This is a genomic window from Knoellia sinensis KCTC 19936 (assembly GCF_000768705.1).
Lineage (GTDB): Bacteria > Actinomycetota > Actinomycetes > Actinomycetales > Dermatophilaceae > Knoellia > Knoellia sinensis.
Map to the genome: position 1 here is coordinate 55,272 of NZ_AVPJ01000015.1, position 20,543 is coordinate 75,814.

At 68.7% G+C, this 20,543-nt stretch carries 21 protein-coding genes; 9 read left to right on the top strand and 12 right to left on the bottom strand.

Going from position 1 to position 20,543, the window contains the following annotated elements; genetic code table 11:
• Window positions 1–91: 91 nt before the first annotated feature.
• Window positions 92–259 (bottom strand): hypothetical protein, encoded by a 168-nt coding sequence (locus N802_RS20510; RefSeq protein ID WP_169743449.1) that lies wholly within the window; start codon window positions 257–259, stop codon window positions 92–94.
• 165 nt (window positions 260–424) lie between these two features.
• Between N802_RS20510 and N802_RS15745 the strand changes: the two genes are divergently transcribed.
• The 3 genes from N802_RS15745 to N802_RS15755 all read left to right on the top strand — a co-directional run bounded on the left by N802_RS15745 (window position 425) and on the right by N802_RS15755 (window position 3,834).
• Entirely contained in the window at window positions 425–1,081 is a 657-nt protein-coding gene (locus N802_RS15745) for a hypothetical protein (RefSeq protein ID WP_035918050.1), read from the top strand.
• A 133-nt stretch (window positions 1,082–1,214) separates the two neighbouring features.
• On the top strand, window positions 1,215–2,546 hold the full coding sequence (locus N802_RS15750; RefSeq protein WP_035918052.1) for an acyl-CoA dehydrogenase family protein: 1,332 nt from the start codon (window positions 1,215–1,217) through the stop codon (window positions 2,544–2,546).
• Window positions 2,547–2,574: 28 nt separating this feature from the next.
• Window positions 2,575–3,834 (top strand): acyl-CoA dehydrogenase family protein, encoded by a 1,260-nt coding sequence (locus N802_RS15755; RefSeq protein WP_035918054.1) that lies wholly within the window; start codon window positions 2,575–2,577, stop codon window positions 3,832–3,834.
• 99 nt (window positions 3,835–3,933) lie between these two features.
• Here N802_RS15755 and N802_RS15760 read toward each other — a convergent pair whose 3' ends face one another.
• A complete protein-coding gene (locus N802_RS15760) occupies window positions 3,934–4,287 on the bottom strand; it encodes a hypothetical protein (RefSeq protein ID WP_156971453.1) in 354 nt (117 codons plus the stop codon).
• Between the two features lie 104 nt (window positions 4,288–4,391).
• On the opposite strand from N802_RS15760, the gene N802_RS15765 reads away from it, so the two are divergent.
• Window positions 4,392–4,892: a hypothetical protein gene (locus N802_RS15765; RefSeq protein WP_052110047.1), complete on the top strand. Its 501-nt coding sequence runs from the start codon at window positions 4,392–4,394 to the stop codon at window positions 4,890–4,892.
• Between the two features lie 92 nt (window positions 4,893–4,984).
• Here N802_RS15765 and N802_RS15770 read toward each other — a convergent pair whose 3' ends face one another.
• Entirely contained in the window at window positions 4,985–6,520 is a 1,536-nt protein-coding gene (locus tag N802_RS15770; protein WP_245613975.1) for an AMP-binding protein, read from the bottom strand.
• A 117-nt stretch (window positions 6,521–6,637) separates the two neighbouring features.
• Between N802_RS15770 and N802_RS15775 the strand changes: the two genes are divergently transcribed.
• Window positions 6,638–7,147, top strand: coding sequence for a hypothetical protein (locus N802_RS15775; RefSeq protein ID WP_035918057.1), 510 nt, complete (start codon window positions 6,638–6,640; stop codon window positions 7,145–7,147).
• Window positions 7,148–7,243: 96 nt separating this feature from the next.
• A complete protein-coding gene (locus N802_RS15780; protein ID WP_035918058.1) occupies window positions 7,244–7,618 on the top strand; it encodes an MmcQ/YjbR family DNA-binding protein in 375 nt (124 codons plus the stop codon).
• 18 nt (window positions 7,619–7,636) lie between these two features.
• Here the strand turns inward: N802_RS15780 and N802_RS15785 are convergent, their stop codons facing one another.
• The 6 genes from N802_RS15785 to N802_RS15810 all read right to left on the bottom strand — a co-directional run bounded on the left by N802_RS15785 (window position 7,637) and on the right by N802_RS15810 (window position 13,018).
• Window positions 7,637–9,220, bottom strand: coding sequence for an ABC transporter permease (locus N802_RS15785; RefSeq protein WP_035918059.1), 1,584 nt, complete (start codon window positions 9,218–9,220; stop codon window positions 7,637–7,639).
• Window positions 9,217–10,179 carry an ABC transporter ATP-binding protein gene (locus N802_RS15790; protein ID WP_052110048.1) on the bottom strand — a complete coding sequence of 321 codons (963 nt, stop codon included), beginning with the start codon at window positions 10,177–10,179 and terminating at the stop codon, window positions 9,217–9,219. Before N802_RS15790 ends, N802_RS15785 begins: the two co-directional genes overlap by 4 nt.
• A 4-nt stretch (window positions 10,180–10,183) precedes the next feature.
• Window positions 10,184–10,939: a MerR family transcriptional regulator gene (locus tag N802_RS15795; RefSeq protein ID WP_052110049.1), complete on the bottom strand. Its 756-nt coding sequence runs from the start codon at window positions 10,937–10,939 to the stop codon at window positions 10,184–10,186.
• 69 nt (window positions 10,940–11,008) lie between these two features.
• Entirely contained in the window at window positions 11,009–11,362 is a 354-nt protein-coding gene (gene crcB / locus N802_RS15800; RefSeq protein WP_035918061.1) for a fluoride efflux transporter CrcB, read from the bottom strand.
• The gene (locus N802_RS15805) at window positions 11,359–11,772 is read right to left on the bottom strand and encodes a fluoride efflux transporter FluC (protein ID WP_052110050.1); all 414 of its coding nucleotides are present in this window, start codon (window positions 11,770–11,772) and stop codon (window positions 11,359–11,361) included. Before N802_RS15805 ends, crcB begins: the two co-directional genes overlap by 4 nt.
• Window positions 11,773–11,788: 16 nt before the next feature.
• Window positions 11,789–13,018: a pyridoxal phosphate-dependent aminotransferase gene (locus N802_RS15810; protein WP_035918062.1), complete on the bottom strand. Its 1,230-nt coding sequence runs from the start codon at window positions 13,016–13,018 to the stop codon at window positions 11,789–11,791.
• Between the two features lie 129 nt (window positions 13,019–13,147).
• On the opposite strand from N802_RS15810, the gene N802_RS15815 reads away from it, so the two are divergent.
• Window positions 13,148–14,329 (top strand): ATP-binding protein, encoded by a 1,182-nt coding sequence (locus N802_RS15815; RefSeq protein ID WP_035918063.1) that lies wholly within the window; start codon window positions 13,148–13,150, stop codon window positions 14,327–14,329.
• Window positions 14,330–14,373: 44 nt separating this feature from the next.
• On the opposite strand, the gene N802_RS15820 is transcribed toward N802_RS15815, so the two are convergent.
• The 3 genes from N802_RS15820 to N802_RS15830 form a co-directional block, all read right to left on the bottom strand.
• Window positions 14,374–15,876 (bottom strand): glycoside hydrolase family 3 protein, encoded by a 1,503-nt coding sequence (locus N802_RS15820; protein WP_035918065.1) that lies wholly within the window; start codon window positions 15,874–15,876, stop codon window positions 14,374–14,376.
• Entirely contained in the window at window positions 15,873–16,322 is a 450-nt protein-coding gene (locus N802_RS15825) for a hypothetical protein (protein ID WP_211254441.1), read from the bottom strand. The genes N802_RS15820 and N802_RS15825 overlap by 4 nt, the downstream gene beginning before the upstream one ends.
• Window positions 16,323–16,487: 165 nt before the next feature.
• The gene (locus tag N802_RS15830; RefSeq protein WP_245613976.1) at window positions 16,488–17,402 is read right to left on the bottom strand and encodes a universal stress protein; all 915 of its coding nucleotides are present in this window, start codon (window positions 17,400–17,402) and stop codon (window positions 16,488–16,490) included.
• A 73-nt stretch (window positions 17,403–17,475) separates the two neighbouring features.
• On the opposite strand from N802_RS15830, the gene N802_RS15835 reads away from it, so the two are divergent.
• Both N802_RS15835 and N802_RS15840 read left to right on the top strand, forming a co-directional pair.
• A complete protein-coding gene (locus tag N802_RS15835) occupies window positions 17,476–17,709 on the top strand; it encodes a hypothetical protein (RefSeq protein WP_035918070.1) in 234 nt (77 codons plus the stop codon).
• Window positions 17,710–17,825: 116 nt separating this feature from the next.
• On the top strand, window positions 17,826–20,456 hold the full coding sequence (locus tag N802_RS15840) for a sunset domain-containing protein (RefSeq protein ID WP_035918073.1): 2,631 nt from the start codon (window positions 17,826–17,828) through the stop codon (window positions 20,454–20,456).
• Window positions 20,457–20,543 lie beyond the last annotated feature (87 nt).

Consider the following 20,543-nt stretch of genomic DNA (forward strand, 5'->3'; position numbering starts at 1 on the left):
ACTCACCCAATTGGACGGTTGGGTACGCAGGCGTTGCGTGCCGAACCGTCCAATTGGGTGAGTTCGGTACGCAGCCGTCCAATTCGGTGAGTTAGGGACGGTTCTGCTGGGCTCGGGCGTGGCGTTCGTGGAGGCGCTCGCGAATCTCTTCGGGCGTATAGGCCCGGCGCTGGCGCTCGTTGCGCGCGATGACGGCGCCGGTCGCGACGACCGACGCGACGCCGGCGAGACCGAGCACCTTCCACCAGTTCGACTCCATTCCTGCAGCGTATGCCGTCCGCCCATGACCGCGTCCCGGCCGACCGCAGCGTCACCTCACCTCCCGTGCGTCCGGGGATCTGGTCGTCGGGGGAGCCAGATCCGCGGACGCAAGAGCGGGACGGGAGCTGGGTGCGGTGGTGGGCACCCGGCATACGCTGCGGTCATGGGTTCTGAGCGTGGGGTCGATGGGCTGAGCCTGGACGAGGCGGTCGAACTCACCCGCACTGGCGACGTGTGGATCTTCCGCGGACGGTCGGTCGCTGACCGTGCGATCCAGACGGCGACGAATGCGCCCGTGAACCACGTCGGCATGGCCGTCGTGCTCGAGGACCTCCCGCCCCTCATGTGGCACGCCGAACTCGGGAAGTCGCTGCAGGACATGTGGACCGGCGAGTTCCAGCGCGGCGTCCAGCTGCACGACCTCCGTGCCGCGGTGTCGCGGTGGCAGGAGGAGTACGACCAGCGGGCCTGGCTGCGTCAGCTCTCGCCCGAGGTCGGCGACGAGCACGAGGATGCGGTGCTGCGCTGCATCGCCCGGCTCGACGGGGTCTCCTTCCCGTCCACGGGCCGCCTGGCCTGGCGGTGGCTCACGGGTCGTGATGCCCATGCGTCACGCAAGGACCTCGACCTCAAGGCGGTGCGTCCGGAGGTCGCCTATTGCGCCGAGGTCGTGGCGCTCACGTACGAGGAGATGGGGCTGCTCACGCCCGATGCGCCGATGAACTGGTACGACCCCGGGCGCTTCTGGAGCGGAGACGACCTCCCCCTCGTGCCGGGCTGGGCCCTGGGCACCGAGATCGAGGTCCGGCCCGCGACCTGACGTGCGTCACATCTGGTTACTCATCGACAAGTGTGCGGTACCCTCAGTATCAGGCACTAGCAGTATCGGATAATGCCTCGGGGCCTCTTGCCCTGCGAACCACCGACGACCTTTCCCGAAGGGAAGCTCCACCATGGCGACGACGCCCACCCTCGCCGACCGCGGCCAGCGCCTCGGTCTGCGACTCATCTCCAAGGCCGGCGGGCTCCCCGTCATGGCCGACCCCAAGGTCCGCGGCCGGGTCGAGAAGATCCTCAGCCGCGGCGCGCACTCCGGCTTCAAGGCGCAGGTGGCCGTCGGCCGGGCGTTCAAGCAGTCCAAAGGCAACGGTTCCGCCGCACGCCCTGGTCCCGCCAAGCGCCGCGGCATCTTCGACCTGACCCCGACCGAGGACCAGCAGATGCTGCAGTCGGCCGCTCGTGAGCTCGCCGACGATGTCATCCGTCCAGCAGGTGCCAAGGCCGACGCCGACCGCGCCGTCCCCGCAGACGTCAGCGACGCCATGCAGGAGATGGGCCTCGGGCTCGTCGGGGTTCCCGAGGAGCTCGGCGGCATCGCCGAGGAGCGCTCTGCCGTCGCCGGTGTCCTCGTCCTCGAGCAGCTCGCCCGCGGCGACATGGGTATCACCGTCTCGCAGATGGGCACGGCAGCGGTGGCGACGGCACTTGCGCTCTATGGCGATGCCGGCCAGCAGGCGACCTATCTCCCGCACTTCACCGGCGACGAGCCGGTGGCCGCAGCAGCGCTCGCCCTCCAGGAGCCGCAGCCGCTCTTCGACCCGTTCGCACTGACGACCACCGCTGTGGCACAGGGCGATTCGCTCGTCCTCAACGGCACCAAGGCCATCGTCGCGAACGCCGACAGGGCCGAGATCTTCATCGTGTCCGCGATGCATGAGGGTGTGGCCCGTCTCGTCGTCGTCGAGGCCTCGACCGAGGGTGTGACCCTCGAGGACGACCCCGCCATGGGGGTGCGCGCTGCCCACACCGGCCGCGTCATCCTCACCGACGTCGCCGTCCCCAGGGCGAACCTCCTCGGCACCGCCGACGACCACCGTGACGCCGTCCGCCGCGGCCGCCTCGCGTGGGCCGCAGCGGCCGTCGGCACCGGCCAGGCCGTGCTTGACCAGGTCATCACCTACGCCCAGGAGCGCAAGGCCTTCGGTGAGCCGATCGGCCAGCGCCAGGCAGTCGCCTTCATGATCTCCGACATCGCCATCGAGCTCGATGGACTCCGCCTCGCCGTCCTCAAGGCCGCCGCGCGCCTGGACTCAGAGGCTGACCCCCAGCTCATCGCCCAGTCTGTCGGCGAGGTCCGCGCCCTCACGTCGACGTATGCCGCACAGATCGGCTCCGCAGCCGTCCAGCTCCTTGGTGGGCACGGCTTCGTCAAGGAGTTCGACAACGAGCGGTGGTATCGCGACCTTCGTGGAGCGGGTGTCCTCGAGGGCACCCTGCTCGTCTGACCGGCATACGCAAAGAAGGACTGAACCAATGATCGATCTCGAGGTTCCCAGGAAGTTCCGCCCGCTCGTCGAGCAGGCCCGCGGCATGGCCGAGGAGGTCTTCCGCCCCATCTCCCGCAAGTACGACCTTGCCGAGCACGAGTACCCGCGCGAGCTCGACCTCGTCTCGGCCGTCATCGACGGCATGAGCAGTTCGGGCGTCGGCCAGGGTGCCGGTGCGTCCAGCTCGACCCGCGCCAAGGACGACGAGCACGAGGGCGAGGTCGCCGCCGTCGGCTCCGGCCGCAAGCATGCCGCCACCAAGGAGGTGCGCAACGGCTCCAACCTCTCGTCGGTCCTCTCGATCCTCGAGACCTGCCGCGGCGACGTCGGCCTCACGCTCTCGATCCCGCGACAGGGTCTCGGCAACGCGGCCATCGCCGCCGTCGCCAACGACGAGCAGAAGAAGCGCTACGACGGCAAGTGGGCCGCCATGGCGATCACCGAGCCCGACACCGGCTCGGACTCCGGAGCCATCCGCACGACCGCGGTCAAGGACGGCGACGAGTACGTCCTCAACGGCGAGAAGATCTTCGTCACCGCGGGTGAGCGCGCCGAGCTCGTCGTCGTGTGGGCGACCCTCGACAAGAGCCTCGGCAAGCAGGCCATCAAGTCGTTCGTCGTGCGGCGCGACAACCCCGGCCTCAAGCTCGTCCGCCTCGAGCACAAGCTCGGCATCCGCGCGTCCGACACGGCCGCGTTCCACCTCGACGACTGCCGCGTCCCGGCCGAGGATCTCCTCGGTGACCCGGAGATCAAGATCGAGGGTGGCTTCGGTGGCGCGATGCAGACCTTCGACAACACGCGTCCGCTCGTCGCCGCGATGGCGCTCGGACTGACGCGCGCCAGCCTCGACACCACGACCGAGCTCCTCGCCAAGGCGGGAGTGACCGTGGACTGGGACCGGCCGGCATACGCCCAGTCGGCTGCGGCGGCCAAGTTGCTCCAGATGGAGGCCGACTACGAAGCGGCCTACCTGCTCACGCTGCGCGCGGCCTGGATGGCCGACAACGGCAAGCCCAACTCGATGGAGGCCTCGATGGCCAAGGCGAAGGCCGGGCGCACCTGCGTCAACGTCTCCCTCGCCTGCGTCGAGCTGGCGGGTGCGACCGGCTACGCGGAGCGCGAGCTCCTCGAGAAGTGGGCACGCGACTCCAAGATCCTCGACATCTTCGAGGGCACGCAGCAGATCCAGCTGCTCGTCGTCGCGCGACGCCTGCTCGGCATGAGCTCCAGTCAGCTCAAGTAGGACTTTCCCGCCTGAAGGCGGTTCCTCTCACCTCGCTTGATCGCCGCGATCAGGCGAGGTGAGAGGTTTCTGGGCGAAGTCGGCCAGATTCCGGCGAGGTCAGCGGCGGCGCGCGTCGCGCTGACGCCGCACCCACGGGACGCCGATCGCGATCATCGCGAGCGCCAACACGACCGCCGCCGCGAGCAGGCCGCACAGCGTGGCGAACCCGACCTTGATGATTCCCTCCCAGACGAGGTGGTCGTAGGCAAGGTCGTGTTCGTTCTGCGTTCCGGTCCAGAAGCCGAGCACGAACGCGATCCCGGTGAGGACCATGAGCCCCAGCGAAATGCTGGCACCGACGGCCACACGCGCGGGCTCGATCGTCTCGGAGGTGTCAGCACCGTCGTCCACGCGATGGGCGAACGTCTCGAACACGTCCGGCATCGGACCGGTCCGGCGAGGCTTGGGCATGCGGGGAAGCATAAGGCCCGCGGGTCGCCGACTCTGGCGCAACGTGCCCATCGCGGGAAGACTGGGGCGGGTCGCAGTCTTGACCGAGAGGCAGGTGCTGATTGATGGACATCAACGGTCTCCCCGCACACGTGCTCGTCGTGCACGGAGCAGTGGTCCTCACCCCGATCGCGGCGCTCGCCGCCATCCTGTTCGCGGTGGTGCCCCGTTGGCGCTATCTCACGCGGTGGCCCGCCCTGCTGCTTGCCCTGATCGCCACGGGCAGCGTGTGGGGCGCGCGCATCAGCGGCAACGACTTCTTCGAGTCGCGCTTCTCCCAGCTGCCGGCCGACAACCCCGTGCGTGCCGCCATTCTCGAGCACCAGAACTACGGCGAGACGCTGTCGCTCGTCGTCATCGCGTTCCTGGTCGTCGTCGCGCTCGGGGCCATGCTGCTCGGTGGCCCGTCGGGTTTCGCGAGCGGGAGCGGCAGCAAGGAGCAGGCGGCGTCGGCGTTGGAGATGGGCCTCCCCGCTCTCATGCTGATCGCCTCGCTCGCGACGCTCGTCTATGCCTTCCTCACCGGGGACGCCGGCGCCCGGGCGACGTGGGAACAGCCCTCCTGACCGGGCACGAACGACCCAAAACGATCAGGTATGCCGGCCGCTCGCCGTGAGCGGCCGGCATACGGTCGCGTGTGACGTCCGTCGTCGAGCGGTCAGTTCACCTGACGCTCGCGGCCCTCCCAGTACGGCTCGCGCAGCTTGAACTTCTGGAGTTTGCCGGTCGCGGTGCGGACCAGTTCGTCCCTGAACTCCACGGACGTCGGCGCCTTGTAGCCCGCGACCTTGGACTTGCAGTAGGCGATGAGTTCGGCTTCGGTGAGGGTGGATTCGGGCGTCAGGACGACGAGCGCCTTGATCGTCTCGCCCCACTTGTCGCTCGGAACGCCGATCACCGCGACTTCGGAAACGTCGGGGTGGGAGAAGATCACGTCCTCGACCTCGATGGAGGACACGTTCTCCCCGCCGGTGATGATGACGTCCTTCTTGCGGTCCGCGATCGACAGGAAGCCGTCGTCGTCGATGGTTCCGCCGTCGCCCGTGTGGAACCACCCGTCGGCCAAGGCGCGCTCGGTCTCGTCGGGCAGGTCCCAGTAGCCCTCCAGGACGACGTTGGAGCGGGCCAGAACTTCGCCGTTCTCGTCGACCTTGAGAGTGACCCCGAGTGCGGGCGACCCTTGGCGGACCAGTTTGGTGGCCCGCTCCTCGCTGCTCAGGTCATCCCACTCGGATCGGCTCCGGTTGATCGTGAGCAGGGGCGAGGTCTCGGTCAGGCCATAGATCTGGATGAACTCCCAGCCCAACTCCTGCTCCATGCGCACGATCGTCTTGGTCGGAGGGGGAGCGCCGGCGCAGATGAGCCGCACGCGGTCCCGTCCCGGGACCGGGCCCTCCCACGATGCGGCCGCGTCGAGGACGGAGTTCACGACCGCAGGGGCCGCGCACAGCACCGTCACCCCATGCCGTTCGACCCGACGCAGGATCTCGGCACCGTCGACCTTGCGCAACACGATCTGGGGGATGCCCAGCCCGGCCGTCGCGAACGGCATCCCCCAGCCATTGGCGTGGAACATCGGCAGCGTGTGCAGGTAGACGTCACGGTCGCTGAGCCCGGCGTGCATGGCGAAGGTCGTGGCGTTCACCCAGATGTTGCGATGGGTGATCTGCACACCCTTGGGGCGGGCCGTCGTGCCGGAGGTGTAGTTGATCGTGGCGGTGGCGGCTTCGTCCCGCTCCCACGGGGTCGGCTCCGTGTCGAGCAGCATGAAGTCGTCGTCGTCGCCGAGGACGAAGGTGTGCTCGCACTCCACGTCGCGCAGCGAGTCACGCAGTTCGGGGTCGATGTAGAGCACTCGGCAGCCGGAGTGCTTGACGATGAACTCGACCTCCGGGGGTGCGAGTCGGAAGTTGATCGGCACGAGCACCCGGCCGTAGCCGCTGACGCCGAAGAACGCCGCCAGCAATCGAGCGCTGTTGTGCGACACGATGCCGACCCGCTCGCCGGGTGCGATGCCGAGTGAGTCGAGCTTGGCCGCGATCGCGCGAGCACGCACCCCGACCTCGCCGTAGGTGAGGCTGTCCCAGGACTCGGCCACCTGGTCCGGTTCGTCGATGACGCCGACCCGATCCGCATAGACCGTCGTCGCGCGGTCCAGGAAATCCATCACCGAGAACGGTACGAACACGTCCATCTCCACTTCGTCGTCTAAGGCAACCGGGCTCGCCCCATCATGACGTCCGCCCGGCGCCTTGACCACGACTCGACACGATTGCCCACGAGACGAGACGCGCGTAGGTAGGTTGCGCAGGTGCCCAATGACATCGACGGGGCGGAGCTGCCCAGCTTCGCGAGCGACCTTGCGACCGAGCTCCGAGTGCTCGGACTCGTTGCCGGTTTCGCAGTGGCCGCCGTCCTGCTGTGGCAGGGCCTGGTCATGTTCGGTCCGGCATGGGCCGTTTCGCAGGGTCACGGGGTTCGCGGCGAGTTCGTGGTCGAGTTGCACCGATGCGGCAAGGAATGCGACCACTACGGCACGTTCACGAGCTCTGGCGGTGATGTCACGTTCGAGAAGGTCAATCTCATTCGTGGCGGTGGGGCTTTGGGTGAGCGCATCCCCGCTGTGCACGTGGGCGAGGACGACCCGCCGACGAAGGTCTACGCCGAGGAGTCGAACGGCTTGCTGTTCAGCGTCGGGCTCATCGTGGTGGGTGCTTTTGCGATCGTGGCGACCCTGGGCGTCCTCATCGAAGGCGTTGTGCTGTGGCGGCGGCAGCAGAGCGCCGAAGACGCTTGGCTGGAACGTTTGAGGCAAGCATGAGGGGCCGCGGCCCGGTGTCCGACACGGCTCGCGAGCCGCCTTGCCTGGCGGTCGCGCGTGGCGGGTTGTCGGAGTCGAGTCCTAGGCTGATCAACCATGGCGTCCGCTGAGCGACCTCCCGTGCCCGTCGAGTGGATCGAACGACTCTCGGCGATGCTTGCACCTTTCCCAGAGGTGCGGGAGCACGATGCCTGGATCGGCATGGCATGGAAGGTGCGCTCGGCGACGGTCGCCCACGTCTTCGGCGGCGAGGACCAGTTGTTTCGCATCACGTTCAGGGCCGAGGCCGACGAGGTGATGGCCTTCCAGCACATGGGCGACCCCTATTTCAAAGCGAGTTGGGGCAGCAACGTCGTGGGCCTGCTGCTCGATGAGAACACCGATTGGGGCGAGGTGGAGGAACTCCTCATCGAGTCCTACTGCATCCAGGCCCCGCCGGCCCTCGCGGAGCAGGTGCTCCGCCCGGTGTAGCCCCAACCCTGCGCAGTGTCAGCCGATGTCGCGCAGCCGCACCCCGACCGCTCCCACGCCGATGGCCACGAACGCCACGGCCAAGGCCACGATGCCGGGCGCCGACGTGAAGGCCTCCACCGGCGATTGAGGCACGTGCGAGAACGGGGACAGAGCCGAGAGCCAGTCGGGGAAGCGCAACAGGTCTCCGAGATACGCCTCGATCAGGGCGAACGCGAAGACCGCCCACGCGAGCCCGGCCCACCGAGGCAGCCAGCCCAACAGCAGCACGGCTGCACCCAGTACCACCAGGGTGGCCGGCAAGAGTTCGACGGCGGCACCCGCGATTGATCCGAAGCTCCCCCAGTCATCGCCGACGACTCCGTGAGCGGTCGCCATCGCCACTCCGATGAGCGTCACATTGACGATGGTCGCCACGAGCGTGACTGCCAGCGAGCCCACGAGCCAACGGGTTCGGGGCAGCGCGGTCGAGAGCACCAATTCGGCACGGCCGGCCTCCTCCTCCGCGCGCAGGCGCAGCACCGCCGACACCGAGAACGCCGTCGCGACGGCGACGAGCAGCAGCGCCGAGTAGGCGAAGAATCCCTCCAGCACGTCGCCTTCTCCCACGGCGATCAGGTCGGCCATCTCGGGGTTGTCCGCGAGGAGGCTGCGCACCTCCTTCCCGAGGGAGCCGAACAGGGCCGCGGTGATGACGAGCCCTGTGGCCCAGCCGATCCAGAGTCCGCGCTGCAGCCGCAGAGCCAGCCCCACCGGCGTCCCGAGGGAGGCGCTCGCGTGACTGTTCCCGGGTCGGGGTTGGATGAGTCCGGCTCCCGCGTCGCGGTGGACCGTGAGGTATGCCGTGAGCGCCAGTCCCGCGACCGCCGCTAGGAGGAGCGGTGCGAGCCACACCCACGCGACCTCGCCGAAGGGTCGAAGCTCCTGGGTCCAGCCGAAGGGACTGAGCCGCGCGAGGACTGAATCGCCGACGGCCCCGACACCGCGGACGAGGAAGGCGAAACCCAGGACTGCGCCCGAGATGCCGAGGGCCAGCCGGGCTGACGCGGTCACCTGCGCGACAGCTGCCGCCAAGGCGGTGAAGACCAGACCGATTCCGGTGAGCGAGATCCCGTGAGCGAAAGAGCCAGCCCACGGAAGCCCAAGTCCGCCGAGAGCCAAGGCATCGAGCATCCCGACGAGCACCGACGCGACCGCGGCAACGAGGACCGCGGCCGCCGTGGCGGCGTGCCGGCCCGTGACGGTCGCCCGCAGGAGTTCTGCGCGCCCACTCTCCTCTTCGGCGCGCGTGTGCCGTACGACGAGGAAGACCACCATGAGGGCGACCAGCACCGTTGCGGTGCTCGTCGTCTCGTAGGCGACGATCCCCGCAGTGCGGTCGACGTCGTAGGGGATGCCGTTCATGAGCTTCCCGGCACCGCTCGCCTCGACGGTGGCGGCGTAGCCCGCGCGCTTCTCCGGGGTGTCGTAGAGGGCGAGCACCGACTGGGCCGAACCGGCGACGAGAGTGGTGGTGCCGAGGATCCACAGCGGAAGGCGGATCCGGTCTCGGCGCAGGATGAGGCGGACGAGGTGGTGGGTTCCGACGACGGGCGAGCTCATCGCGGCACCCCTGCCGTTCCCCGGGCGTGCGCAGTGGTGGGTGCGCCGCCCTCCGCGGCTCCGCCGACGTCGTCGCCGTACTCCCGGAGGAAGAGCTCCTCGAGGGTCGGAGGGTGCGCGGTGAGAGACAGGATCCCAGCCGCCCCGAGGGCGCTCAGTGCGGCGTCAAGGTGGGCCGAGTCGACATCGAAGGACACGCGATGGTGGTTCGCGTCGTCGTGGTGCTCGAGGCCATGGATGCCCTCCACCGCGCCCACCGCTGTGGCCGGCCGGCTGGTCTCGGCGGTGATGTTCGTCCGGGTCCTCTGGCGCAAATCCGACAGCGTGCCGCTCTGCACGGTGGCCCCGGCTCGGATGATGCTCACCCGGTCGCACAGTGCCTCGACCTCGGCGAGGATGTGGCTGGACAGGAGCACGGTCGCCCCGCGGTCCTTGATCTCGTGGATGCAGCGTTGGAACTCGGCCTCCATGAGCGGATCGAGGCCCGATGTCGGCTCGTCCAGGAGGAACAGGTCGGCGTCCGAGGCGAGAGCGGCGACCAGCGCGACCTTCTGCCGGTTGCCCTTGGAGTAGGTCCGGGCCTTCTTCGTGGGGTCGAGTTCGAAGCGCTCCAGGAGCTCCGCACGCCGCGTCAGGTCGAGGCCGCCCCGCATGCGTCCCAGCAGGTCGATGACCTCGCCGCCGCTGAGGTTCGGCCACAGGGCCACGTCGCCGGGCACGTAGGCGAGACGGCGGTGGAGGTCGGCAGCGTCATGCCACGGGTCGCCGCCGAAGAGGGTGGCTTGGCCGGAGTCGGGGCGCAACAAGCCGAGGAGCACGCGCATCGTCGTCGACTTGCCGGCGCCATTGGGGCCGAGGAAGCCCTGCACCTCTCCGGGTTCGACGGTCAGTTCCAGTCCGTCGAGCGCGCGCACGTGCCCGAAGGTCTTGACCACCTGGTGGAGTTCGATCGCAGACATTGCGTCAGTCCTTCTTCATGAGTGCCGTGAGCAGCGCATCCGCCACGGCACGTTGGGGTGGAGTGAGTCGTTCCAGGACGGCCTCGAGGACCGGTGGCGGAACGAGGTCGCGCGGCGACGTGCCGCGAAGCTGATCGAGGAACAGCGGTGGCAGGGCCTCGCGAGTGAGTTGGAGCAGTTCGTCGATGTCGCGGTCCCCGAAGCCGCCCTCGAGGGCATCGAACCGGGCATAGAGCTCGACGATCCGGGCCGCCTGCTCCGGGTCGTCGAGAACCTCGGTGATCGGCTTGACCCAGGCCTCGGTCGTCTCGTCGGGAAGCAGGGACATGATCTGGTGGTCCAACTCGAAGGTGGGTCCGTGCGCGCCGACGGCTCGCGCACCGCGACGGAAGTCGGCGATCGTGCGGTTGCCGAGGTCGCCCAGATCGATCGATCCCTCCCAGTGGCTGCGCAGGGCCCTGAGCTGGGCCCGGCGTCGGGCGAGCGCCCGCTCCTGCTCGGCCAGGTCCGCGTCGAGGTCGTCGAGAAGCGCCGAGAGGTCACCGTCCGGACCCGAACTCACGGCGGTCGCAATCTCCGAGAGCCCGAGGCCGAGGTCGACCAGGTGACGCACCTGCATGAGCCGGACGAGATCGTCGAACGAGTAGTCCCGGTAGCCACTGAGGGTGCGATCGGGCTCGGGCAGCACGCCCACCTGGTGGTAGTGACGCACCGTCCTGGTGCTCACTCCTACCGCTTTGGCGAGGTCTCCGATCCGCATGGCTCCATCCTCAACCTTGACGCTGCGTGAAGGTCAACGTCAAGGTTGAGGATGGCTGGAATCGGGAGGTTATCCGGCGGTGAGCCACCAGCCGAGCCATGCGGCGCCGACGCCGAGCACCAGGTGCAACACGACGTTGACGACGGCGTGCTGCTGCCGATCGTCGGTGACGGCGTCCTGGAGTTCGAGCGCAAGCGTTGAGAACGTCGTGAACGCCCCACAGAAGCCCGTCCCGAGAAGGGCCATCCACGACCCGTCGACGGCCGCACCGACCAACAGGCCGAGGATGAGCGACCCGAGCACGTTGACGGTCAAGGTGCCGGTGATCGGAGTTGCGGCGAACCGCGTGTGAAGCCAGTGACTGACGAGGAAACGCATCGGCGCTCCCACGGCAGCGCCAGCGGCCACGAGCAGAGAGTTCACGAGGCGATCCGCCAGATCCGCTGTCCCACAATCGAACCCAGCGTCACGGCGAGAACCGAGCCGAGAAACGACGAGAGCACGTATGCCGCGGCCGCACCTCCGTGTCCCGTCTCCAGGAGCGTGACGGTATCGACCGCAAAGGCCGAGAACGTGGTCCATCCGCCGAGCACGCCAACGCCCACCACTGGCCGGGCCAGTCGATGCGCACCCGGGCGTGCCACGAGGAATGCCACGAGTAGTCCCATCGCCACCGCTCCCGTCAGGTTGACGACGAGAGTCGACCACGGGAACGACCCGGCGGTGTGCGGCAGAGCCAGCTGGACGGCATACCGGCTCAAAGAACCCACGACGCCACCGGCGGCGATCCCGAGAAGGAAGGCCGAATCCGGTTGTGTCGCAGGCTGACTCACGAGCGACCCCGGCCGCTCAGCGACGAATGGTCTCGAGGAACTCCGCGATGCGACCGATGGCCTCGGTGAGCACCTCTGCATCCGGCAGGGTCACGAGCCGGAAGTGGTCGGGTTCGAACCAGTTGAACCCCGTGCCGTGGGTGATGAGGATCTTCTTGGCGCGCAGCAGGTCGATGACGAACTGCTGGTCGTCCTCGATGGGATACATCTCCGGGTCGAGCTTGGGGAAGCAGTAGAGCGCACCGTGCGGCTCCACCGACGTCACGCCGGGGATGTCGTTCAGGAGGCGGTTCGCGAGCTTGATCTGCTCATAGAAGCGACCGCCCGGGACGATGAGTTCGTTGATCGACTGATAGCCACCCAGAGCAGTCTGGATCGCGTGCTGCGCAGGCACATTGGCGCACATGCGCATGTTGGCAAGCAGGGTCAGGCCCTCGAGGAAGTCGGTGGCCATGTGCTTCGGCCCGGACACCATGACCCAGCCGGCGCGATAGCCACACACCCGGTAGGCCTTCGACAGCCCGCTGAAGGTGAGGCACAGAACGTCGTCGGCGGCGAAAGTCGCCACGTGGTGGTGGACGGGCGTCACGGCCTCGTCGACATAGAGGATCTTCTCGTAGATCTCGTCGGCCATGAGGACGAGGTTGTGGCGACGGGCGATGTCGACGAGACCGCGCACCGTCTCCTCCGAGTAGACCGCGCCGGTGGGGTTGTTGGGGTTGATCACGACGAGGGCGTGCGTGTTGGGCGTGATCTTGGATTCGATGTCGTCGAGGTCGGGGTTCCACCCGTTCTCCTCGTCGCAGCGGTAGTGCACGGGGGTGCCACCCGACAGCGAGATCGCGCCGGTCCACAGGGGATAGTCCGGCGCGGGCACCAGGATCTCGTTGCCGTCGTCGACGAACGCCTGGAGCACCATCGAGATGAGCTCGGAGACCCCGTTGCCGATGTAGACGTCATCGACGACGGTGTCCGTGAGTCCGCGCGACTGGTAGTACTGCGCGACAGCCGTCCGTGCGCTGTAGATGCCCCGCGAGTCGGAGTAGCCCTGCGCGTCGGGCAGGTTGTGGATCATGTCGGCGACAATGGCCTCGGGCGCCTCGAAGCCGAACGGCGCCGTGTTGCCGATGTTGAGCTTGAGGATCTTGTGCCCCTCGGCCTCGAGCCGCTGGGCCTCGACGAGGATCGGTCCCCTCACGTCGTAGCGGACGTGCTGCAGCTTCTTGCTCTGGACGATCGGGCGCATGACCGCATGTTTCCAGATGGCGTATGCCGTCCGCTCACCTGTTTCGCGCGACTGGCTTTGCGCTCACCCGCCCCTCGACACGAGTAGGGGAATATGTGCAAATCCGAAATCTCATGTTAAATTTGCACAGTGATCCCGAGGTTCGCCACCCAACTTGTGGAAAGCAGGCTGCGCACCTCAGCGGCAGTCCTGTTGCTGGGGCCGAGGCAGGTTGGCAAGACCACCCTCGCTCGACACGTCGTCGACGAACTGAGTTCCCGGGCCACCTATCTGGACCTGGAGCGACCCGCCGACCAGAGGCGTTTGGCGGACGCGGACGCCTACCTTCGAGCTCGGGGCCCATCGCTCACGGTGCTCGACGAGGTTCATCGTGTCCCCGACCTCTTCGCCGTCCTGCGGGGCGTCATCGACGAGAATCGCCGCCAGGGGTTCCGCAATGGGCAGTTCCTCCTGCTCGGCTCGGCGAGTCTCGACCTCATGCGACTGTCCTCCGAGTCCCTTGCGGGGCGCGTCAGTCACATCGATCTGGCAGGAGTGGCAGTCGACGAGGCCGCATCCGCTGGGATCGAGCCGGAGACGGTGTGGGTGCGCGGCGGATTTCCTGACAGCCTCACTGCCCCTGACGACGCGACCTCACAAACGTGGCGCGAGGACCTCATCCGCTCCTATCTCGAGCGCGACATCCCGATGTTTGCGCCACGAGTCCCGGCGGAGTCCTTGCGGAGGTTGTGGACGATGCTTGCCCACAACAGTGGAGGACTGCTCAACGCATCGCGGCTTGCATCGGGCCTGGGTGTCAGCAGCCCAACGGTGGACCGGTACGTAGACCTCTTGTCCGACCTCTACCTCGTGAGGCGACTTCGACCGTTTCACCCCAACGTGGGCAAGAGGGTCACCAAGTCGCCAAAGGTCCATGTGCGCGATTCGGGCCTCCTGCACGCGCTTCTTGGATTGGAGTCTCTCGATGACGTTCTGGGGCACCCTTCTGCAGGGCCGAGCTGGGAGTCCTTCGTCGTGGAGCAGGTCATCATGGGGGCGGGCCCGGCGTACCAACCGCATCACTACCGAACGGCCACAGGCGACGAGGTTGACCTCGTGCTCGTGCGCGGTGGTAGGCCGCACGTCGCCATTGAGGTGAAGCGCGCAAGCGACGCCACGGTGGGAGCAGGTTTCCGCCGTGCGATCGCGGACCTTGGGGTCAGGAACGCCTTCGTGGTGCGCCCGGACGTCGGCGGCGAAGCCCACACCCTTGGACCTGGGGTGACCTCGATCGGTGTCACGGAACTGGTCAGTCGCCTGCGCGGTCCGTGACCACCGTCCTGGGTTCCTCCATCCACGAGCAGAGCGCTGCTTTGTCAGCCAGGTGGGCTTCCCCCGGCCAAGAGGGTGACGGCAGCGTCGGCGGTGACACGTGAGGCACCGCGGGTGGCGACGAACGACGTTCCTGTGGGCGGCGACCAGTCCGGCCAGCCGGTGTCGATGATGACGGCGTCGGGGCGGGCGCGGAGGAGGGCGTCGAGGGCGACGGGCATCCAGTCGTGGCGGTGGGGGTCGCGGACGGCGATCCAGAGTGGTGACACATCCGGGGGTTTCCCCGGCGTCCGGGCTGCCAGTGAGGTGGCAAGGTCCGTCGCCTGCTGGGCGGTCGCTACTGCGGTTCGTCGCGCCCCCGGCCAGCGCTGTCCCACTGCGGCCGCAAGACCGCTCGGAGTCTCGTCACCGACCGCTTGGTTGCTCGGTGCTGTCAGTTCGATCAGGTGCGGCGGTCGATCCGGTTCGACCATCTGCAGCGGACCCCGCACCATGAGTGCCCGGTGGGCGGCTTCGAGTCCGGCAATGTTGCCGGGCGAGGGCTGGCGCCGCTGGCGGAGTCGGCCGCGCAGCTCCGACGCCTCGCCCACGTGTGCGGCAGCCTCGGCGAGTCGTTCCTCGTCGAGCCTGCCGTCGCGGACGGCGTCGACCAGCGCGGTGGCGACGGCAGCGACCGTGTCCTCGCCCGCCAGCCCGCCGCCGATGCAGAGTGCGTCGATGCCTGCCCCGATCGCGCGCACGCAGCCCTCCGTCAGGTCCATCGACCCGGTGATGCCGCCCATCTCCATGCCGTCCGAGATGGCGAGGCCGCGGAAGCCGAGTTCGCCCCGCAACAGGTCGACGAGCACGGTTCGGGACAGGGTGGCCGGGTCGTGGTCGAGGTCACGGACGACGATGTGGGCGCTCATGATCGACGCGACACCGGCCTCGATGGCTGCACGGAAGGGCCGAAGTGCCCAGCCCTCGTGCCCGAGCCGGACCGTGGGGAGTTCGAGGTGGCTGTCCTGGGCGGTGTCGCCGTGGCCGGGGAAGTGCTTGGCGCAGGCGAGGATGCCGGCGGACTGGAGCCCACGCACCCAGGCTGCGGTGTGCCGTGCCACGTGGTCCGGGTCCGAGCCGAAGCTCCGGACCCCGATGACCGGGTTGTCGGGATTGCTGTTGACGTCCGCGTCAGGGGCGTAGTCGAGGTCCACGCCCACCGAGTCGAGCATCGTGCCGATCTCACGGGCGACGTCCTCGGTGATCGAGACGTCGTCGACATGCCCGAGCGCGAGGTTGCCGGGCCACGACGAACCGGTCGCGTGCTCGAGCCGGGTGACGTCCCCCGCCTCCTCGTCGATGGCCACGATCGCCGCCGGATTGGCCTCGTGTATCTGGGCAGTCAGTGCCGCGACCTGCTCGGGACTCTCGATGTTGCGGCCGAAGAGCGCCACGCCGCCCAGCCCGGCCTCGAGCTCACGCAACAGCCACTCGGGAGCCGTCAGTCCGACGAATCCGGGTTGCAGGGTGGCGAGCGCCAGTGCGCGCAGGCTGGGGGAGCCGGTCACCTCGGCACGTTAACAGCGGCTCCTCTCACGTGGTGCCCGTGAGCGTGGCTCGCATGGTCGGCCGTGTAGACGTCCTTGCGCCACCACATGGCCAGCAACATCGTCACGAACATGAGCGTGTGCGCCGCCAGCATGAGAGCGCCGGCGCTGAGCAGTCCCAGCCAGTGCGGGACGAGGAGGACGAAGAACGGTGCGCTCATCGCGATGGACATCTCGACGATGTCCTGCCACCGGTGGCCACGGATCTTCATCCAGATCGCCATGCCTGCGGTCATGTTGAGGGCCATCTGCACGGCCGCGACGTCGCCGCGGTCCAGGAGGTCGGGGCGCCCGATCGCCGCGAAGAGGCCGACCCAGACCGGCCAGAAGACGCCCATGCCGATGAGCATCGCCACGACCATCTCGAGGTAGTGCCACCAGAACCGGCTTCGTGGGGTGGTGCCCAACTGTCGCATTTTGCTGCTCCCTGGAATCGTGGTGGATACCCCTAGCGGGTATCTGGTCCACGACGCTAGCGAGCCACACGGCATACGGCTAGGGGGTATGCCGTCCTGTCCGGTTCCGTGGGAACCGTGTCCGTCCGCGTGGGGTTGGGACGTGCGCGGCTCGGGTCAGGAGTTCGGCGGGGCGTGCACGAGCATCACCGGACTCGTCGCCGTCTCGAGGACGCGGTGACTCTGCGAGCCGAGCAGCATCCCGGTGAATCCGCCGCGGCCTCGCGTTCCCATGACCAGCAGACCCGCGTCGGCCGATCGCTCCGCGAGGACCTTGGCGGGGGTGCCGCGCAGGACCTCTACGGTGCACTTGACGTCGGGGTGGGCCGCCCGCAGCGGCTCGACGATGTTGTCGACGGTCGCACGGTGCTTCGCCTCCGTCGCCTTCCAGGCCTCGGTGTCCGGCGTGGTGACGACCATGCCGTCGACGACTTCGAGGTTCCACGTGATGACCGCGATGAGCGGTGCCTTGCGCAGGTCGGCGATCCAGAAGGCGCGCTCTGCCGCGGCCGCACTGTGTGCCGATCCGTCGATGCCCACGATGACGGGACCCTCGGCGTCGGTGCGTGCGCCCTGCGGGACGATGACGACGGGGCAGGTGGCGTGCATGGCGACGGCCAGTGAGGGCCGACCGAGGCCAAGCCGTTGCAGGGCCCCCGCACGGGCGGCGCCGACGACGATCAGGCGAGCGTTTGCGCTGGCGTCGATGAGGGCCTGCTCAGGGCGCGCGAAGGGTTCGCTGCCGGTGATCTCGAGGTCGGGCCACTGCTCCCGGGCGGTAGCAAGGGTCTCGTCGAGGAGGTCGGTGTTGCCGATCTCGCCCTCCGGGCCGAGCGAGATGGCGTTGCCGGCGACGGGGTCGATGGCTGCGAGCTCCGCGCTGAGGTCATGGGCGTGCAGGACGTGCAACGGACTCCCGGAGCGCTGGGCGGAACTTCCTGCCCAGGCCAGGCACTCGGCGTCTCTGTCGCTGTTGCCGATGCCCACGACCACGGCGTTGTCGGGAACGGCGTCGCCCTCTTGTGCGTCCATGCCAGCGACCATACCCATGAGGCGTGTTCGCGGGGTACGTTCTGTCCACCGGCAAGAAGTCAGGGGACGAGACATGGCGAGCAGCCTCAGTGCGAGTTGGACCTGCCAGGAGTGCAAGAAGCGCCGGCGCGGTGCCAAGCACACGACCATGACCGGACGCACCATCTGCGGGTCCTGCCAGCGAGGGCTCGATGCTGTGGCTCTGGGGGTGATGACGGGCGCGGACACCGGAAGCGCGATGGGCAACGCAGTCGGGATTCACGGCATACGAGAAATGCTTCGACGCCGTCTCGGGAAGAAGGACTGAAACACGTTGTCGGTGCCTGCGCGCGACGCCCCGTTCGCGCAGGTCGGAAGGTAGTTTGGGATGTGTGAGCGGGTGCCCCCTCGCACCCGACGTCAACGTCAAGGAGCACTCCTCCCATGGAATATCTCATCGGCGCCCTGGTCATCCTCGCCATCTTCTTCTTGGTGTGGTGGTTCCTCACGCGGGGCAAGCAACGCGAACTCGAGGAGCAACGGGCCGAGGCGGCTCGGATCCGCGCCGCGGCCAACCAGCGCGATGCTGACGTCTGGGGCCAGCAGGCCTATGCCCAGCAGTCCGAGGAGCGCGCCACCTTCGCCCAGCAGGAGGCCGATGCGCAGGCGCGCCAGGCTGAGGAGAGCGCCTGGGAGGCGCAGCGCGCCCGCGACGAAGCGCGGTTGCGCGCCGAGCAGGCCGACCACGCGCGACTCGAGCGCGACGCGGAACTACGTCGCGCCGACGAGCTCGACCCGGGCGTTGAGGTCGACGCCAATGACCCGCGCCCTCTCCCCGAGGACCTCGACGATGACGTCCGTCCACTCGGCGAGACGCGCGTCCACACACCAGTGCCGCCGGCTGCAGCCGCGCCAGAGGTGCCGCCCGCTCCGCCGGCCCCGGCTGCGCCCGAGCGTTCGCGGTTCGCGCCGCCGCCGGAGACCGAGTTCGCACCGCCGCAGGCGGAGCCGACGGGCGCGGAGACGGCACAGTCGGAACCGACACCGGACGAGCCGGTGCGTTCAGCGACCGGCTATGAGACCGGCTACCGCCAGGCGGAGCCCGAGCCTGCGCCGGTGGAGGACGCACCCGAGCGCGAGTCGCGTTCGTGGGGTGCCGGAGCCGCCGCAGCCGGCGCCGGCGCTGCTGCCATCGGCAGTGCCTACGCCGCAACTCGCGGCGACGTGACCGATGACGAGGCAGCTGAACGTCTGGCCTCGGGCGTCGACTACGGGGACACGGAGGCCGGCCCCCGGACCGAGACCGACGCGACCAGTGCGTGGGCTCCGCCGACCTCTGAACCGGCGGTCGAGCCCGAGGAGCCCGAGGCGCCAGCCGAACCCGCGGAGTCTGCGGCGTCAGTCGAACCCGACGAGCCCGAGGCCGCCGGGGAGACCGAGGCCGAGACGCTCGAGGCGACGGACGCGTCCGGTCCGGACGCAGGTGCCGCTGAGGCCACCCGTACGTGGGAGCCGGTCGAGACTGACGCGGCATCGCAGGGCGAGGGCGAGGGCGACATGGCCATCGTCACGGACATCGAGGACTACGCCTCGGCCGAGCCGCTCCCGATGGAGGAGCAGTCGGCGGAGCCCGTGGACGCGGAGGGCACCCCGGCCGCAGGTGCGGCGGCCGCCTATGACGGGTCCCGCGACGACTTCGGACAGCCCGATGCCACGGCGTCCATGGGCGCGACGGGTGCTGCCGCGGTGGGTGCTGCCGCTGGTACTGAAGCAACGGGTGCTGCCGCTCGAGCGGAGACGACCGACGAGGGTGGGGACGTGGCGCGCGACGAGGTTGTCACCCCCGACCAAGCCCCCGCAGACGTGAACGTCGAGGAGCCGACGACGGAGGAGACCTGGGAGGACGACACCGACGTCGCCGCCTCGCAGGAGCCGGACACGGTCGTCGAGTCCGAATCCGAATCCGAATCCGACAGCGCACCCCAGACCGAGTCAGAGGCGGTTGCTGAGCCCGAGTCCGAGCCTGTGGCGGAGTCCGAGTCGGACGTGCATGCCGAGTCGGGGCGCGAGCCGGTTGAGTCCGAGCCGGAGGTCGACTCCCAGGAGAGCGAGTCAGGTGCTGGCGCCGAGGAGGTTGAGGCGGAGGCCGAGACCCCGACCGTGTCAGCAGGGGATGCGGAGTCGGAGCCGGAGGCGAGCTCGGAGGCGTCCTCCGGTGGCGACGCCACTCACTGGCCCGATGGGACTGATCGCATCAACCGGGTTGACGACGCGGAGGCCGAAACGGCCGAGGACGCCGGGCCGGCCGAGCCGACTGGGCTTGAGGCCGAGACGGAGGCTGGCGCAGAGCCCGAGCGAGCGCCCGACGCAGAGGAAGGTGCTGCGGCCGAGAGCGAGCCGGACACCGACGCCGAAACTGACGTCGAGACTCAGGATTCCGAGGTCGAGACGACTCCCGTTGAGGCTGAGGCGCCGCCGACTGGTGCCGAAGGCGAAACGTCTGCGACTGGTGACGAGGCTGAGGCCGAGGTGCGCGCGACCGATGCCGACACTGACGCCGAGCCGTCCACCGACTCGGGGTCCGAGCCTGCGGCTGGGACTGAGGGTGCGCCCGAGGAAGCGTCCGGTGGCGACGCCACTCACTGGCCTGACGGTACGGACCGCATCAACCCCGTGGATGACGGCAGCTCGACCGACGCCGTCGACGCCGAGGAGCCAACGGGTTCGGAGCCTTCCGAATCTGCTGGGCCCGAGGCGCAGGGTGGCACGCCCGAAGCCGACCTGCCTGCTGAGGGAGAGGCGCCCGTCGAAGCGTCCGACGCTCAGGGCAGCGATGCCGGATGGACCCGCAGAATCTCCGAGATGGACGAGATCCAGGACGGCGGCTACGGCGTCGGCTCGGCGGCACCCTTCGAGGACCGGGCCCAGCCTCTCGACCACCCGGTGCAGGCCTACCGCGACACCATGACCTTCCGTGCCCCGGGTGCCAGCGGATATGACTCCGCCGAACCGGACGTCTGGTTCTACGACGAGGAGGCTGCGCGCCGGGCTGGATTCACTCCGTCCGAGGGCTGAGCCAAGGCACGACCGGAGGAAAGGTTGAGGGTCCGGAGGGTAATGAGACCTCCGGACCCTCCACCTTCCCTCATGGGGAGCAAAAGT